The 15,464-nt window shown below is 66.9% G+C and carries 15 protein-coding genes and 2 tRNA genes; 12 read left to right on the forward strand and 5 right to left on the reverse strand.

Features of this window, described 5'->3' with window-relative positions; translation table 11 throughout:
• Window positions 1-36 precede the first annotated feature (36 nt).
• Both ACT009_RS03665 and smpB read right to left on the reverse strand, forming a co-directional pair.
• A complete protein-coding gene (locus ACT009_RS03665; protein WP_445193021.1) occupies window positions 37-606 on the reverse strand; it encodes a DUF2062 domain-containing protein in 570 nt (189 codons plus the stop codon).
• Entirely contained in the window at window positions 606-1,088 is a 483-nt protein-coding gene (gene smpB / locus ACT009_RS03670; RefSeq protein WP_375422479.1) for an SsrA-binding protein SmpB, read from the reverse strand. Before smpB ends, ACT009_RS03665 begins: the two co-directional genes overlap by 1 nt.
• A 694-nt stretch (window positions 1,089-1,782) precedes the next feature.
• On the opposite strand from smpB, the gene ACT009_RS03675 reads away from it, so the two are divergent.
• Window positions 1,783-2,727: an IS110 family transposase gene (locus tag ACT009_RS03675; protein WP_445193022.1), complete on the forward strand. Its 945-nt coding sequence runs from the start codon at window positions 1,783-1,785 to the stop codon at window positions 2,725-2,727.
• Between the two features lie 200 nt (window positions 2,728-2,927).
• Here ACT009_RS03675 and dapA read toward each other — a convergent pair whose 3' ends face one another.
• Window positions 2,928-3,812: a 4-hydroxy-tetrahydrodipicolinate synthase gene (dapA, locus tag ACT009_RS03680; protein ID WP_445193023.1), complete on the reverse strand. Its 885-nt coding sequence runs from the start codon at window positions 3,810-3,812 to the stop codon at window positions 2,928-2,930.
• 77 nt (window positions 3,813-3,889) lie between these two features.
• Here dapA and ACT009_RS03685 point away from each other — a divergent pair, with 77 nt between their 5' ends.
• The 4 genes from ACT009_RS03685 (at window position 3,890) to ACT009_RS03700 (ending at window position 7,592) form a co-directional block, all read left to right on the forward strand.
• Window positions 3,890-5,881, forward strand: a complete 1,992-nt coding sequence (locus ACT009_RS03685) for a transglycosylase SLT domain-containing protein (RefSeq protein WP_445193024.1) — start codon at window positions 3,890-3,892, stop codon at window positions 5,879-5,881.
• Window positions 5,882-5,884: 3 nt separating this feature from the next.
• A complete protein-coding gene (gene greB, locus ACT009_RS03690; RefSeq protein ID WP_445193025.1) occupies window positions 5,885-6,361 on the forward strand; it encodes a transcription elongation factor GreB in 477 nt (158 codons plus the stop codon).
• 30 nt (window positions 6,362-6,391) lie between these two features.
• Entirely contained in the window at window positions 6,392-7,186 is a 795-nt protein-coding gene (locus tag ACT009_RS03695) for an NYN domain-containing protein (protein ID WP_445193026.1), read from the forward strand.
• Between the two features lie 196 nt (window positions 7,187-7,382).
• Complete coding sequence (locus ACT009_RS03700; protein ID WP_445193027.1) at window positions 7,383-7,592, forward strand: hypothetical protein; 210 nt, start codon at window positions 7,383-7,385, stop codon at window positions 7,590-7,592.
• A 204-nt stretch (window positions 7,593-7,796) separates the two neighbouring features.
• Here the strand turns inward: ACT009_RS03700 and ACT009_RS03705 are convergent, their stop codons facing one another.
• Together ACT009_RS03705 and ettA are read right to left on the reverse strand one after the other, a co-directional pair.
• Window positions 7,797-8,318, reverse strand: a complete 522-nt coding sequence (locus tag ACT009_RS03705) for a hypothetical protein (RefSeq protein ID WP_445193028.1) — start codon at window positions 8,316-8,318, stop codon at window positions 7,797-7,799.
• Complete coding sequence (ettA, locus tag ACT009_RS03710) at window positions 8,315-9,994, reverse strand: energy-dependent translational throttle protein EttA (RefSeq protein ID WP_445193029.1); 1,680 nt, start codon at window positions 9,992-9,994, stop codon at window positions 8,315-8,317. Before ettA ends, ACT009_RS03705 begins: the two co-directional genes overlap by 4 nt.
• Window positions 9,995-10,113: 119 nt before the next feature.
• On the opposite strand from ettA, the gene ACT009_RS03715 reads away from it, so the two are divergent.
• The 7 genes from ACT009_RS03715 to cysN all read left to right on the forward strand — a co-directional run bounded on the left by ACT009_RS03715 (window position 10,114) and on the right by cysN (window position 15,462).
• The gene (locus ACT009_RS03715) at window positions 10,114-11,511 is read left to right on the forward strand and encodes a M20/M25/M40 family metallo-hydrolase (protein ID WP_445193030.1); all 1,398 of its coding nucleotides are present in this window, start codon (window positions 10,114-10,116) and stop codon (window positions 11,509-11,511) included.
• 130 nt (window positions 11,512-11,641) lie between these two features.
• On the forward strand, window positions 11,642-11,905 hold the full coding sequence (locus ACT009_RS03720) for a hypothetical protein (protein WP_445193031.1): 264 nt from the start codon (window positions 11,642-11,644) through the stop codon (window positions 11,903-11,905).
• Between the two features lie 124 nt (window positions 11,906-12,029).
• A tRNA-Ile gene (locus ACT009_RS03725) sits at window positions 12,030-12,105 on the forward strand.
• 44 nt (window positions 12,106-12,149) lie between these two features.
• Window positions 12,150-12,226, forward strand: a tRNA-Pro gene (locus ACT009_RS03730).
• Between the two features lie 150 nt (window positions 12,227-12,376).
• Window positions 12,377-12,592, forward strand: a complete 216-nt coding sequence (locus ACT009_RS03735; RefSeq protein WP_445193032.1) for a hypothetical protein — start codon at window positions 12,377-12,379, stop codon at window positions 12,590-12,592.
• 45 nt (window positions 12,593-12,637) lie between these two features.
• Entirely contained in the window at window positions 12,638-13,549 is a 912-nt protein-coding gene (gene cysD / locus ACT009_RS03740) for a sulfate adenylyltransferase subunit CysD (RefSeq protein ID WP_445194003.1), read from the forward strand.
• A complete protein-coding gene (gene cysN, locus ACT009_RS03745; protein WP_445193033.1) occupies window positions 13,549-15,462 on the forward strand; it encodes a sulfate adenylyltransferase subunit CysN in 1,914 nt (637 codons plus the stop codon). Before cysD ends, cysN begins: the two co-directional genes overlap by 1 nt.
• Window positions 15,463-15,464 lie beyond the last annotated feature (2 nt).

A 15,464-nucleotide genomic window follows, 5' to 3' on the forward strand; every position in this document is an offset into this window, starting at 1 on the left:
ATGCCTTCTGGTCAGCGGCGCGGCGTCGTCAAGCGATCAGTGAAGCTGACCGTGGCGATGGTCGTGCCGATGCCGCCATTTCCGCGCGATCCACAACCGCCAGCCGAGCGCCGACAACAGGAACCCGCCGATCGCGAACACCGCGGTGATGATCAGCAACCCAATAGCGGTGGCGGGCCCCGCCTCCGACAACAGCCACTGGACCCACCCCAGATTGGCGGCATCCGCCACCGGGGCGCCGGGCAGGTGATCGTCGAGATGCAGGATCCAGCGCCCGATCCAATACGCCGCGACCCACAAGGGCGGGGTGGTCAGCGGGTTGGTGATCAGCGTCGTCAGCGCCGCGGTCGGCACGTTGGCGCGCACCGGCAGCGCCAGCACCGCCGACAGCGGGATCTGCGCCACCGGGCAGAGGATCCCCGTAATCATCCCGAGCGCAACCCCGCGCGGCACCGATCGCCGCGTGAACCGCCACAGCTCGGGCGCCAACACGCGGTGGGCGACCGGGCGCAGCAGCCGATTCTGCTCCATCGATTCGCGGGTCGGCAGGTTGCGCCGGCCCCATGCGACCGCGCGCTGCCACAAGGTCGGCGCGGCGCTCGCCATCAGCCGCGGTCGCGGAGCACGCGGCCGGCCTCGCGCTTCCATTCGCGCTCCTTGATGGCCTCGCGTTTGTCATGGTCCTTGCGACCCTTGGCCAAGGCCAGCTCCACCTTCGCGCGCCCCTTCGAATTGAAATAGACCGATAGCGGGACGAGCGTCATGCCCTGCCGCGCCACCGCCCCGTGGAGCTTGTTTATCTCGCGCTCGTGAAGGAGCAATTTACGCGGCCGCTTGGCTTCGTGGTTGAAGCGGTTGCCGTGGCTGAATTCGGGCACGTTGGCGTTGATCAGCCAGACCTGCTCGTCCTTCACCTCGGCATAACTCTCCGCGATAGAGCCCTGGCCGAAGCGAAGCGACTTCACCTCGGTCCCGGTCAGCGCGATGCCGGCTTCGTAGACGGTGTCGATCGAATATTCGAACCGTGCGCGCCGGTTCTCGGCGACGATCTTGGTTTTTTCGAAAACGGGGGGTTTGGGACGAGCCATCGGCCTGCGATGTAGGAGCAACCACGCCCGCTGGGAAGCCGCCCGCGACGATCCGGTGCGCGGGCGCGGTTGCGGAACGATCGATTTCGTCGCCGCAAGGGGGTGGGCACCGCCACCCGTCAGCGTATCAGCGGAAGGGCGCTTAGCGGCGTCCCTGCAAGCGGGGCGCTAATCCAAATCGATCCTGGTTGAGCAGGTTTTCGCTGAGCACCCTCACCTCCGCCTTGGGCAACGCTGGCTCGCCGTATCGAGGCGGGAGCGGCTTCAAGCGGTATGGCTGCTCGGTCCGCCCGCAGACCAGGATATCCTCCCAGCCGGGCAGCACTTCGCGATCGCAACGCCCAATTCTTCGTCACCACGGACCCTTCGACTTCGCTCAGGAGAGCCTTGTTCCGGGGTCCACGGTCCCGCAAATCAACGGCCTATGAACGTGCGGACGGGTGGACCCCGGAACAAGTCCGGGGTTGTCTGTTATCGCCAGTTTAGAAGTCGCTCGTTCCGCGCATAAGCGGGATGCCCGGGTCGGGTGGCCACCCGACCCGGGCGCGGATAGCTGGACCGTTCCGGGGTTGGGCTCGCGCCCGTCGTCATCTTGGTCGGCTATCCGCTTCGCCTTGACGCTTGGTGAGTTGCCTGGGCCACTGGTGAAAACCACGCCCGCAGACGATCACAAGCCACTGGAGGATAATGTCCGATGCATGATTCTGCTACCATTCCCGACAGCTTTATCGGCTGCGATGTCGGCAAGGCCGAGATCGTCGTGTTCGACAGCCGAAGCGGACGCACGACCAGGATCGCCAACGATCCCCAGGCGCTGGCCGACTTCGCGGGCACGCTCGAGCCGACGGGCCTGGTCGTCTGCGAAGCCACCGGCGGCTACGAGGCCGGCCTGCTGAACGCGCTGGTCGCCGCCGGCCGCCCGGTGCACCGTGCCGATGCCCGCAAGGTGAAGGCCTTCATCCGCTCGTTCGGGATCCTCGGCAAGACCGACGGCATCGACGCCCGCGCGCTCGCCGCCTACGGGCGCGAACGGCACGGCGCGCTGGCGCGCTGGCAGCCCCGCGACGAGCAGCGCGACCAGCTCGCCCTGCTGGTCTCGACCCGGCGCGAGTGCGTTCGCCAGCGCGTCGCCTGCCGCAACCGGCTACAGGCGCCCGGCACGGCACCGGTCGCGCCCCGCCTGCAGCGCATCCTCGCCACGCTCGATGCCGAGATCGCCGGCATCGACGCCGACATCGCGACCCTGATCGACGCCTGCGAACCACTGAACCGGGCCGCCACGACCCTGCGCGCCATCCCCGGCATCGGCCCCGCCACCGCCGCCCAGCTCGTCGCCCTCATGCCCGAGCTCGGCACCCTCGGACGCCGCCAGGCCGCCGCGCTCGCCGGCCTCGCGCCACATCCGAGACAGAGCGGCAGCCACGACGCCTACCGCAGGACCCGCGGTGGCAGGCCCGAGGTCAAGCAGGCCCTCTTCATGGCAGGCCTCGCCGCGGCCAGACACAACCCCACCCTCAAAAGCTTCTACAAACGACTGATCGCAAACGGCAAGAAACCGATCGTCGCCCTCGTCGCCGTCATGCGAAAACTCCTCGTCATCGCCAACGCACGCATCCGCGACACCATGGCGATGAACTGAGTTGATGACGGAGCAGTGTAACAACGCCGCAATTCATATCCGATCGCCTCCCCTGGCGGTGAAGAATTTAGAAGGTGCCGGCCCGCTTGCAATGTTGGACAAGCCCACGCACTCGACACGTCCAGCTGTTTCTCATCGTCGGTCCACCCTCACCGACTCACGCGGGTGGTGCGACTCTTGTGACTCTTCGCCCGCCGCCCTCACGCCAACCCGGCATGCGCCAGCGCCGCATCCACCATGCGCTGCGACTCTACCGACGGCCACGTCATCGGCAGCCGGATCCCCGTCGGGAACCCTGCCCGCACCCGCGACAGCGCATATTTCACCGGCCCCGGCGAGGCATCGCTGAACAGGGCGTCGTGCAGCGGGAAGAGCCGGTCCTGCAGCGCCAGCGCCGCCGCATAGTCGCCCGCCGCGCACGCCGCCTGAAGGTCGGCGCAGAGTCGCGGCGCGACGTTGGCGGATACCGAGATGCACCCCCTGCCGCCCATCGCGTTGAACGCCAGCGCCATGTCGTCGTTGCCCGAAAGCTGCACGAAGCGATCGCCGCAGCTCGCCCGGTGCTGCGACACCCGCGCGATCGCGCCGCTCGCGTCCTTCACCGCGACGAAGATCTCCGGAAATGCGGTCACGATCCGCGCCAGAGTCGCCGGCAGGATGTCGGTCACCGTCCGTGCCGGCACGTTGTACAGCACGATCGGCAGCTCGGTCTGCTCGGCCAGCGCGGCAAAGTGGCGGAAGATGCCCTCCTGGCTCGGCCGGTTGTAATAGGGCGGCACCATCAGCGCCGCGTCCGCCCCCGCCTGCCTGGCGCGGCGCAGATTGTCGGCCGCAACCCGCGTGTCGTTCGATCCTGCGCCGGCGATCACCGGAACCCGGCCCGCGACCTGATCGACGCACACCCGCACCGCGCCGAAATGCTCCTCGGCGGACAGCGTCGCCGCCTCGCCGGTCGTCCCGCACGGCACCAGCGCCGACGATCCTTCGGCGATCTGCCAGTCGATCAGCGCTCGATACGCCGCCGCGTCGATCGCGCCATCGGCGGCGAACGGCGTGACGAGCGCCGGGATCGATCCTGAAAACATGATGATACGCGCTCCTGCTGCGCCGATTGGGTCGTTTTGTTCAGGACAGATACGGGTTGGATACGTATCCTGTCCATATGAACGCAACCAGCCTCCGCACCGGCATGATCATCGCGCTCCTCGCGGGCGGCACCTCGACCGTCGCGCAGGACCAGCTGGACCGTTACCGCACCCAGATGGCGAACATGAGCGCGCAGCCACCCGCCAATCCGGCCGACGGTGCGATCGCCGCGACCATCGCGCAGTGGCGCGCGCTCCAGCAGACCGACGCCTTGCCCTTCGACAGCTATGCCGGCTTCGTGAGCGCGCATCCCGGCTGGCCCGGCCAGTCGGCCAACCGCCGCGCCGCCGAGCGTCAGGCGAGCACCGCCTCGCCCTCGTCGGTCGTCACCTTCTTCCAGCGCTACCCGCCGCAGTCCGCCGCCGGCGCCGTCGCCCACGCCCGCGCACTCCGCGCGCTCGGCCGGAACGCGGAGGCCGATGCCGCCGCCCGCGCCGCCTGGCGAATGGGCTCGCTGTCGGCCCCGGACGAAAGCCTGATCCTTACCGGCTTCACCGTCGCGCTCACCCCCGCGGATCACGACGCGCGGATGGACGCGCTGCTGTGGCAGGGATCGACCGGCACCGCCGCTCGCCAGCTCGGCAATACCAGCCCCGAACGCCGTTCCGCCTTCGCCGCGCGCCTATCGTTCCGCACCAACGCCGCCGACGCCGCGAACCTGGCGATGACCACCCAGACGCTCTACGCCGACGATCCCGGCTACATCGCCGATCGGGCGGTGTGGCTGCGCGACAGCGGCGCCGGGCCGACCGCGCGGACCTGGCTGGCGCAGACGCGCTCGCTGGCGCGACGTCCCGCCAATGTCGAGAAATGGTACGAGGTCCTGTTGACCAACGCGCGCGCCGCCAGCGCCGACGCGCAGTATCAGCTCGCCTACGACATCGCGCGCCAGGTCGACGACGCCTACCCGCCCGGCACCGACGTCTCCGCCAAACCCTATGGCGAGCGCGACGATTATACGAGCCTCGCCTGGCTCGCCGGCCAGGTGGCGTTGAAGCAGCTTGCCCGCCCGGCGGACGCGATGACGATGTTCGATCGCTACGGCCGCGGCAGCCAATCGCCGCAGACCCGCGCCAAGGGCTTCTACTGGGCCGGACGCGCTGCCGAGGCCGCGGGGAAATCGGTGGAGGCTGCCGGCTTCTACGGTCGTGCCGCGGGCTATCGGGACCAGTTCTACGGGCAGCTCGCGCTCGAACGTACCGGCAAGCCGCTGGTCGCGCCGACCCCGCTGACCGCGCCGGTGATCGATCCCGCCGCCCGCGCCGCCTTTGACGCGCGCGAAACGGTGCGCGCGGTCAAGTTCCTCGGCCAGATCGCCGACTGGCAGGATCAGACCGCCTTCGTCCGCCAGATCGCCGCCGATGCATCGACCAGCGACGACCACATCCTCGTCGCGGAACTGTCGCGGACCATCAACCGGCCCGATCTCGCGGTCATGGTCGGCCGCAACGCGATGCAGAACGGTCTCACCGATCACGCCGCCACCGCCTTCCCGACCGTATCGGTGCCCGCCGGCTACGAAGACAATTGGACGATCATCCATGCGATCGCCCGCCAGGAAAGCCAGTTCGACAAGACCGCGGTCAGCAGCGCCGGCGCGCGCGGGCTGATGCAGCTGATGCCGGGCACCGCCCGCGAGCAATCGGGGAAGATCGGCCTGGCCTACCAGCCTGCCGCACTCACCACCGATCCCAATCTGTCGATCATGCTAGGATCGAGCTACTTTCAACGTATCTATGCCAACTATAACAGCTATCCACTTGCGATCGCTGCCTATAATGCCGGTGGCGGCAACGTGAACAAGTGGCTCCGCGCGAACGGCGATCCCCGAACCGGCGCGGTCGACATGGTCGACTGGATCGAGATGATCCCGTTCCAAGAGACCCGGAACTACGTCCAGCGGGTGATCGAGAACGCGGTCGTCTACGACCTGATGAATCCGGCTCGCGCCAAGAGCACCGGCGCCGCGCGGCTCAGCTGGTATCTCGGCAAGTCGCGCCCGGGCTGATCGTTGGACGCGCCGAACTACATCTCGCCCGCCGGCTATGCCGCGCTTCGGGCCGAATACGACCAGCTTTTCGCGACCGAACGACCGGCGCTGGTCGAAACCGTCTCCTGGGCCGCCGGCAATGGCGATCGGTCGGAAAATGGCGACTATATCTACGGGAAGCGGCGGCTGCGCGAGATCGACCGCCGCCTCGGCTGGCTGTCCCGACGAATGAAGGCCGCGAAGGTGGTCGATGCCTCGGCCCAGTCGGATCGCTCCCGCATCTGGTTCGGCGCCACCGTGACGATCGTCGATGAGGACGACCAGCAGCGCGTGCTGACCTTGCTCGGTGACGACGAGACCGACACGGCGGCGGGCCGGATCGGCTGGAACGCGCCGATCGCCCGGGCGCTGCGCGGCGCCGCGGTCGGCGATCTCCGCCGCGTCGTGCTGCCGTCGGGCGAGCGCGAATATGAGGTGCTCGCGATCAGCTATGGTTGACCGTCGCGGGCGGCGGGGCAAGGGTGGCGCATGACCGACCAGACGCCCACCCGCAACATCGCCCTGCTCATCGACGCCGACAACGCGTCCGCGGCGACGCTCGACCCCGTGCTCACGGTCCTCGCCGAACTCGGCACGGTCAACGTCCGGCGCGTCTACGGCAACTGGACCAAGCCCGGGTTGAAGCCGTGGCGCGACATGTCGATCAAGCACGGCATCGAACCGCAGCAGCAGTTCGACATCACCAAGGGCAAGAACGCGACCGACATGAAGATGACGATCGACGCGATGGACCTGCTGTTCCGCGGTCGGGTCGAGGGCTTCGGGATCATGTCGTCGGACAGCGATTTTATGCCGCTTGCGATGCGCATCCGCCAGGACGGCCTCCCGGTCTACGGCTTCGGCGCCAGCAAGACCCCGGAAGCGTTCAAGCAGGCTTGCACCCGCTTCATCGACGTCGGCGCGCTGACCTCGACCGCATCCCCCAGCCTCGGCGAGGCGCCCGCCCCCACCGGCCCGCCGAGCGCCGAGATCCCGATCGACCAAGTCCTGCCCCCCGCCATCGCCGGCGCGCCGCGATCCAAGGCGAAGGCACCGGTCGGCCCCGAACTGCTCAAGCTGTTGGTCGATGCCTATGACGCGTCGAAGCGCGACGAACGCGGCTATGTCAGCCTGTCGGCGATGGGCCAGCTCGCCGCCAACCGCTCGAGCTTCGACGCCCGCAACTACGGCTACAACCGTTTGTCCGACCTGATGGAGGCGGTCCCCAACTTCCAGATCGAACGCCGCGAGGGCGGCCGATCGTTCGTGAAGCGGCTGCGGTGACTAGTTACTGAGGCCGCGGGTCCGAAGTGGTAATTAGACCGGTTACGCTGCAGGAACGCCTTTCGCCCGGCAAGTACAGCGTCCGCATCGACGACTACCTTCGCGTCGTCGAACACGGTACTTTCGGCGCTTCCGGCACCGGACTGAACGCCGGAGAAAGATAGTCATTAGCCCCGAATGGCATCCGCACATGTGGATGAAGGACGAATTCGCCTATCGCCTTGGACGCGCGCTAGAGGACTTGGGCAGCACGCTGTTCGTCGGCACGGGTGGCAGTGCGACACTCGGCGATGAGTCGATGCCGTGCCGTGACATTCTCCTGACGGGCGACATCATGGGCAATGATGCCGTACCGAGCCCGTCGGTGGCGCCGGTCGTCTCGGTGTCCGCGAGCACCCTGGAGTAGGATTTGACCGTCAAGTCCGCCGTCTATGCGGCGGCCGGGTTAGCGGAATATTGGATCGTCGACGTGACCAACCGGGTATTACACCAGGTGTGGCCGCCGGAAGGAGAGTGGTTCGCTGCCACTCGGCAGCTACGTGTCGGTGATGAGCTGACCTCGACGACCCTTGGGTCGCTTAGGATTTTGGCAGACAGGCTTTAGCGCCGATCAGGTCGGAAGCCCGCGAGCCGCCAACGATCCGCCCTGATAAGCCGCATCGTTCGTGACTTCCCGCGTCACCCATGCCGGCACCGTTACTGCAGCGAGCGTTTTGGCATCCTCGCACTCGATCTCGGCCATCAGGAGCCCGGCCAGCGCTCCTTCGAAGCGATCGATTCCGAACACGTCCGAGCCTTCGACGACACGATATCGCACCTTCTCGATCGGCAGCCCCGGCATTGTCGCGAACAGCGAATATTCGGCATCGGTCAGGTAAGCCGTGACCATCGGCCGCGCCAGCACATCCGCGACGTCATACTTCTTCGCCAGCTTCAGCACGACCCGTCCGGACCCTAGTTCCGTCATCCGACGCAACCGGAAACGCGTGCCGATAACATAGCGATCCTCGATCCGAATCGCAGGCGCCCCGCTCAGATCAGGGCACCGCTCCGCATCGACAAGGAACCGCCGCTCTCGCTCGACATGGGCGTATTTGTGGGCGGCCAGTTCCTCGTCGAGGCCGCGGATCACCGCGTCAGTTTCTTGTACGCCAGCCGCGTCGGCCGGTCGGCGGCGTCGCCCAGACGGCGGCGCTTGTCCTCTTCGTACGCCTCGTAATTGCCCTCGAACCATTCGACATGGCTGTCGCCCTCGAACGCCAGGATGTGCGTGCAGAGCCGGTCTAGGAAGAAGCGGTCATGGCTGATCACCACCGCGCAGCCCGCGAAGGTTTCGAGCGCCTCCTCCAGCGCGCGCAGCGTCTCGACGTCCAGATCGTTGGTCGGCTCGTCGAGCAGCAGGACGTTGCCGCCCTCCTTCAGCATCTTGGCCATGTGTACGCGGTTGCGCTCGCCGCCCGATAGCTGCCCGACCTTCTTCTGCTGGTCCGGCCCGCGGAAGTTGAACGCGCCGACATAGGCCCGCGTGCCCATCTCCTGCTTGCCGAAGCGGAAGATCTCGAGCTCGTCGGATATTTCTTGCCAGACGTTCTTGTTGGGATCGAGATCGTCGCGGCTCTGGTCGACATAGCCGAGCTTCACCGTCGTCCCGACCTCGATCGTGCCGGTGTCGGGCTGTTCCTGCCCGGTGATCAGCTTGAACAGGGTCGACTTACCCGCGCCGTTCGGCCCGATCACCCCGACGATGCCGCCGGGCGGCAGCGTGAAGTCGAGCCCGTCGAACAGCAGCTTGTCGCCATAAGCCTTGGTCAGCCCCTTGGCCTCGATCACTTTGCCGCCCAGACGCTCGGGAAGCTGGATCAGGATCTGCGCCTTGCCCGCGACGCGGTTCTCCTGCTTCTCCATCAGCTCGTCGAACGCACGGATCCGCGCCTTGGACTTGGTCTGCCGGGCCTTGGGGGTCTGGCGCATCCAGGCCAGCTCGTCGGCGATCGCCTTCTGCTTGCCCTGCTCCTCGCGCTCTTCCTGCTCGAGCCGCTTGACCTTCTTTTCGAGATACCCCGAATAGTTGCTCTCATAGGTGTAGTAGCGGCCGCGATCGAGCTCGAGCACCCAGTTGACGACGTTGTCGAGGAAGTAGCGGTCATGCGTCACCAGGATGACGTTGCCGGCATATTCCTTCAGGTAATTCTCCAGCCACTGCACGCTCTCGGCGTCGAGATGGTTGGTCGGTTCGTCGAGCAGCAGGATGTCGGGTTTTTCCAGCAACAGCTTGCACAGTGCGACGCGACGCTTCTCGCCGCCGGACAGGTTGTCGACCGGGCTGTCGCCGGGCGGGCAGCGCAACGCCTCCATCGCCTGTTCGAGCTGACTGTCGAGCGCCCAGCCGTCGACTGCGTCGATCTTTGCCTGCAGCTCGCCCATCTCCTCCATCAGCGCGTCGAAGTCGGTGTCGTCCTGCGGATCGCCCATTTCGGCGGAGATCGCGTTGAAGCGGTCGACGAGGTCGGCGACCGGGCGCACCCCGTCCTTCACGTTGCCCATCACGTCCTTGGTTGGGTCGAGCTGCGGCTCCTGCGGCAGATAGCCGACGCGGACGCCCTCGGCCGCCCACGCCTCGCCGGTGAAGTCGGAGTCGATTCCGCCCATGATCTTCATCAGGGTCGACTTGCCCGATCCGTTCGGGCCGATGATCGCGATCTTCGCGGTCGGCAGGAACTGGAGGCTGATGTTGTTGAGGACGGGCTTGTTGGCGCCGGGGAAGGTCTTGGTCAGACCCTTCATGACGTAGGTATACTGGACGGCCATTGCGGTCGCGCGCTCCGTGCTTGAAAAGGGCGGGAATTATGGATCGCAGATAGCGACGGCGGCGTGCATTGGCAACGCGTGCGCCGTTCGTCCGCCGGTCGCACCGAAGGAATCACTGCATGCCCATCCGTTCGTTGTTGCTCGCCTCCGCCCTGCTCGCCACCCCCGCACTCGCGCAACGTGCCGCGCCCCCGCCCCCGGCGCCGGTCGATCCGAAGGTCGCGGCGCTGCGCGACGCCGCGCTGAACGACACGCTCGCCTACGACCTGGTCGAAGGCCTCACCACCGAGGTCGGCCAGCGCCTCGCCGCCACCGAGGCCGAGGCACGCGCGCGCACCTGGGCGGTCGCGCGGCTGAAGGCGCTCGGCTTCAAGAACGTTCGCGTGGAAACCTACCAGATGCCGGTCTGGCTGCGCGGCGCCGAGACCGCGGAGATCGTCTCGCCCTTCCCGCAGACGCTGAAGCTCGTCGCGCTGGGCAATTCGGGGGCGACGCCGCCGGAGGGCATCACCGCCGACGTCGTGGTGTTCAAGACCTATGGCGAGCTCGTCGCCGCGCCGGCCGCCACCGTCGCCAACAAGATCGTCTATGTCGGCAACGCCATGGAGCCGACCCAGGACGGATCGAGCTACGGCGCCTTCGGCCCCGCCCGCTTCGTCGGCCCCGGCATCGCCGCCGGCAAGGGCGCCGCGGCGGTGGTGATCCGCTCGATCGGCACCGACAAGCACCGCAACCCGCATACCGGCGGGACCAACTTTCCCGCCGGCGTCGCCGCGATCCCCGCTGCAGCGCTGTCGGTGCCCGACGCCGAGCTGCTCGAACGCGTCGCCCAGCGCGGCAAGCCGGTGCGGATGAAGCTGGTGCTAACCCCACGGTCAGGGGGCACCGGCACCTCCGGCAACGTCATCGCCGAGGTCCCCGGCTCCGATCCCAAAGCCGGCATCGTCTTGATCGGTGGCCACCTCGACAGCTGGGATCTCGGCACCGGGGCGATCGACGACGCATCGGGCGTCGCGATCACCGCCGCCGCCGCCAAGCGCCTGCTCGACGGACCGCGGCCACGCCGCACCATTCGCGTGGTCTGGTTCGGCGCCGAGGAGCCCGGCGGGTATGGCGGTCGCGACTATGCTCGCGTCCACGGCAGCGAACCGCACGCGCTCGCGAGCGAGAGCGATTTCGGCGCGGATCGAGTTTGGCGCTTCGAGGTCAACCTGCCCGCCACCGCCACGGCGGTCGGCGACCGCCTGGCGTCCGCGCTTGCGCCGCTCGGCATCGGCCGCGGCACCGGGGTCGGCGGCGACGGCACCGATGTCGGTCCGATGCTCGCGCTTGGCGCGCCAGCGGTCGACCTCAACCAGTCGGGCCTACGCTACTTCGATACGCACCACACGCCCGACGACGTGCTCGACCGGATCGACCCCACGCAGCTCGCGCAAAACGTCGCCGCCTGGACGACGATGCTCGCGATCGTCGCCAACGCTTCCGAGGAATTCGGCCCGGTCACACCACGAAAGTGACGCAATTTCGTCGCAAACATGACAGCCGTGTGAATTTGCGCATTGACCGCGAGGAGTCGTGCGGTATTTGAGCCGCTTCGCGACGGCAATCGGGTCGGCCGCGATTATTGCTATGCTTGGGAGCAATCGAATGAAGAAGATCGCTTTCGTTCTCGCTGCCGCCGGCCTGATGTCCGTCGCTGCGTGCTCGAAGTCGCCTGAAGCTGCCGCCGTTGAGAACAACGCGGACATGCTGGCCGACAACATGGAAATGCAGGCTGACAACATGGACGCCATGGCGGACAACGCAACGACCGGCGCCGCCGCCGGTGCGATGTCGAACGCCGCGGACAACATGAACGCAGCAGCCGACAACGTCCGCGATGCCGCGGACGAGAAGGCCGACAACATGTGATCGACCGCATCGGGGTTTGCCCCCGGTGCACGATCATGGAAAAGGGCGCTCCGCTGGTCGGGGCGCCCTTTTTCGTTGTCCGGCTTTTGCTTTTTCCGGGGCTGCGCTACCGGCAAGCCAGGTGGGGCCTGTAGCTCAATGGTTAGAGCTGGCCGCTCATAACGGCTAGGTTGCGGGTTCGAGTCCTGCCGGGCCCACCAATCGCTTGCGGTCGCGGCCAACCCGGCCTAGGGCACCGATCCTTCGGGGAGTGGCGCAGGCTGGTAGCGCACCTGGTTTGGGACCAGGGGGTCGCAGGTTCGAATCCTGTCTCCCCGACCATCTACGACAATTGATAATCTCCGCTCGCACTTCAGCCAGGCTGGTCGATGACGGCCACCGAATGCGTCGGGTTAACTTACAAGTAACCATCTTCGTTAAGGTGGATCGGCGCGAATCCGCCACTGGCCCGGTGGTTGCATCGCCCAGCCCATGAACAGGATCGCGCGGCTCTTCACGATCAAGACCAAGTTCGAGGCGTTCGTCGTTATCTATGGCCTCGGCCTCGGCGCAGTCGAACGCGGCGTGCATTATCTCCAGCAATATCCGGGCTATGGCGGCTGGCTGCTGTTCGCAGCATCGCCGCTAGCGGTGTTCATGGCGGGCACCCGGATCCTCGATTCGATCGAGCGCTCGCAGGCCGACTAGGGGCCGGCACAGGATAACTTGGTCGCACATGGCGTCGGCGCCGCTATCTCGGCGGGCATGAGCGGGCTCACCCATCTTCAACGGCTCGAAGCCGAGAGCATCCATATCCTGCGCGAGGTCGTGGCCGAGGCGGAGCGACCGGTGATGCTCTATTCGGTCGGTAAAGATTCCGCGGTGATGCTGCACCTCGCCAGGAAGGCGTTCTTTCCGGCGCGCCCGCCCTTCCCGCTGCTCCATGTCGACACCACCTGGAAGTTCCGTGCGATGTACGAGTTGCGCGATCGGGCGGCGGCGGCCGCGGGCATGGAGCTGATCGTCCACCGCAATCCGCAGGCCGAAGCCGCGGGCATCAACCCGTTCGATCATGGCAGCCGCCACACCGATCTGTGGAAGACCGAAGGGCTGAAGCAGGCGCTGACCGCCGGCGGCTACGACGCCGCGTTCGGCGGCGCCCGCCGCGACGAAGAGAAGAGCCGCGCCAAGGAACGCATCTTCTCGTTCCGCTCCGCCGCGCATGGCTGGGACCCCAAGGCACAGCGCCCCGAATTGTGGCACCTGTTCAACGCCCGGATCCACAAGGGCGAGAGCATCCGCGTCTTTCCGCTGTCCAACTGGACCGAACTCGACATCTGGCAATACATCCTCGCCGAGGGGATCGAGATCGTACCGCTCTATTTCGCCGCGCCGCGCCCGACGGTGACGCGCGACGGCATGCTGCTGATGGTCGACGACGATCGCTTTAGGCTCGCGCCCGGCGAGACCCCGGTCGAACGCTCGATCCGGTTTCGCACGCTCGGCTGCTACCCGCTGACCGGCGCGGTTGAGAGCGAGGCGGACACCCTTCCGGCGATCATTCAGGAGATGCTGCTGACCACCACCAGCGAACGCCAGGGCCGCGCCATCGACCACGACCAAGCCGCGAGCATGGAGAAGAAGAAGCGCGAGGGGTATTTCTGATGAGCGCCTACACCCCCGACGCGCTCGTCGCCGCGGACATCGACCGCTATCTCGACACGCACGCCCGAAAATCGATGCTGCGGTTCATCACCTGCGGTTCGGTCGACGACGGCAAGTCGACCCTTATCGGACGCTTGCTCTACGATTCGAAGACGATCTTCGAGGACCAGCTCGCCGCACTCGAGGCGGATTCGAAGCGGCTCGGCACGCAGGGGCAGAACATCGACTTCGCGCTGCTGGTCGACGGGCTCGCCGCCGAGCGCGAACAAGGCATCACCATCGATGTCGCCTATCGGTTCTTCTCGACCGAAAAACGCAAATTCATCGTCGCCGACACGCCCGGCCACGAACAATATACCCGCAACATGGTCACAGGCGCTTCGACCGCCGATCTCGCTGTGATCCTGATCGATGCACGCAAGGGCGTGCTCACCCAGACCCGGCGGCACAGCTATCTCGCGCAGCTCGTCGGCATCCGCGAGATCGTGCTAGCGGTCAACAAGATGGATCTGGTCGGCAACGACCAGGCGGTGTTCGACACGATCGTCGCCGACTATCGCGCGTTCGCGACCTCGATCGGGATCGATCGCTTTACCGCGATACCGTTGTCGGGGCTCACCGGTGCCAACGTCGCCACCGCATCGGCCGATACGCCCTGGTACGACGGCCCCGCGCTGCTGCCGCATCTGGAGACGGTCGCGGTAGACGCGGATCGCGCCGCCGCCGGTACGTTCCGGCTGCCGGTGCAATGGGTCAACCGCCCCGATCTCGATTTCCGCGGCTTTGCGGGCACGATCGCGAGCGGCGTCGTCCGCGTCGGCGACCCGGTCCGGATCGTGCCGTCGGGCCGCACCACCCGGGTTGCGCGGATCGTCGCGGCGGGCGGCGATCGCGAGGCGGCCGAGGCCGGTGAGGCGATCACGCTGGTGCTCGCCGACGAGGTCGATTGCTCGCGTGGCGACGTCATCGCCGCCGCCGCCGACGCGCCGCAGGCCGCGTCGCAGTTCCAGGCGACGCTGGTATGGCTCGACGATGCCGCGCTGGTGCCTGGTCGCGGCTATTGGCTGAAGCTCGCTACGCAGACGATCGGCGCCACCGTGCAGGCGCCGCGTCACGTCGTCGACGTCAACACTCAGGCCGAACTGTCCGCCAAGACGCTCCAGTTGAACGACATCGGCGTGGCGGAGGTCTATACCGATCGCCCGCTGGTGTTCGAACCCTATGCCGACAGCCACGAGCTCGGCGGCTTCATCCTGGTCGATCGGGAGACCAACGCGACGGTCGCGGCGGGAATGATCAACTTCTCGCTCCACCGCGCGCAGAACGTGCATTGGCAGTCGGTCGATATCGGCCCCGCCGCACATGCTGCGCAAAAGGGTCAGGTGCCGCGCGTCCTGTGGTTCACCGGCCTGTCGGGTTCGGGGAAGTCGACGATCGCTAACCTGGTCGAGAAGAAGCTCCACGCGCTCGGTCGGCACAGCTTTCTTCTAGACGGTGACAATGTCCGCCACGGGCTCAATCGCGATCTCGGCTTCACCGATGCCGACCGGATCGAGAACATCCGCCGGGTCGGCGAGGTCGCCAAGCTGATGACCGATGCCGGGCTGATCGTCCTCACCGCGTTCATCTCGCCGTTCCGCGCGGAACGTGACATGGTGCGCGCGATGCTGCCGCCGGACACCTTCGTCGAGATCTTCGTCGATACTCCGATCGAGGATGCCGAGGCGCGCGACGTGAAGGGCCTCTACGCCAAGGCGCGCGCCGGGCAGATCGCCAACTTCACCGGCATCACCAGCGCCTACGAACCGCCGAGCGCGCCCGACCTCCGCATCGACACGCGCCGCGAGCGTGCCGACGCGGCGGCCGAGCGGATCGTCGAGCATATCCTCGGCGTCTGGAGCCCCGACCTGTGAGC

The organism is Sphingomonas sp. Tas61C01 (assembly GCF_052567495.1).

Coding starts and splice junctions, on each gene's coding strand:
- ACT009_RS03665 (WP_445193021.1), bottom strand. CDS start 606: ATGGCGAGCGCCGCGCCGACCTTGTGGCAGCGCGCGGTCGCATGGGGC.
- smpB (WP_375422479.1), bottom strand. CDS start 1,088: ATGGCTCGTCCCAAACCCCCCGTTTTCGAAAAAACCAAGATCGTCGCC.
- ACT009_RS03675 (WP_445193022.1), top strand. CDS start 1,783: ATGCATGATTCTGCTACCATTCCCGACAGCTTTATCGGCTGCGATGTC.
- dapA (WP_445193023.1), bottom strand. CDS start 3,812: ATGTTTTCAGGATCGATCCCGGCGCTCGTCACGCCGTTCGCCGCCGAT.
- ACT009_RS03685 (WP_445193024.1), top strand. CDS start 3,890: ATGAACGCAACCAGCCTCCGCACCGGCATGATCATCGCGCTCCTCGCG.
- ACT009_RS03695 (WP_445193026.1), top strand. CDS start 6,392: ATGACCGACCAGACGCCCACCCGCAACATCGCCCTGCTCATCGACGCC.
- ACT009_RS03700 (WP_445193027.1), top strand. CDS start 7,383: ATGAAGGACGAATTCGCCTATCGCCTTGGACGCGCGCTAGAGGACTTG.
- ettA (WP_445193029.1), bottom strand. CDS start 9,994: ATGGCCGTCCAGTATACCTACGTCATGAAGGGTCTGACCAAGACCTTC.
- ACT009_RS03715 (WP_445193030.1), top strand. CDS start 10,114: ATGCCCATCCGTTCGTTGTTGCTCGCCTCCGCCCTGCTCGCCACCCCC.
- ACT009_RS03720 (WP_445193031.1), top strand. CDS start 11,642: ATGAAGAAGATCGCTTTCGTTCTCGCTGCCGCCGGCCTGATGTCCGTC.
- ACT009_RS03735 (WP_445193032.1), top strand. CDS start 12,377: ATGAACAGGATCGCGCGGCTCTTCACGATCAAGACCAAGTTCGAGGCG.
- cysN (WP_445193033.1), top strand. CDS start 13,549: ATGAGCGCCTACACCCCCGACGCGCTCGTCGCCGCGGACATCGACCGC.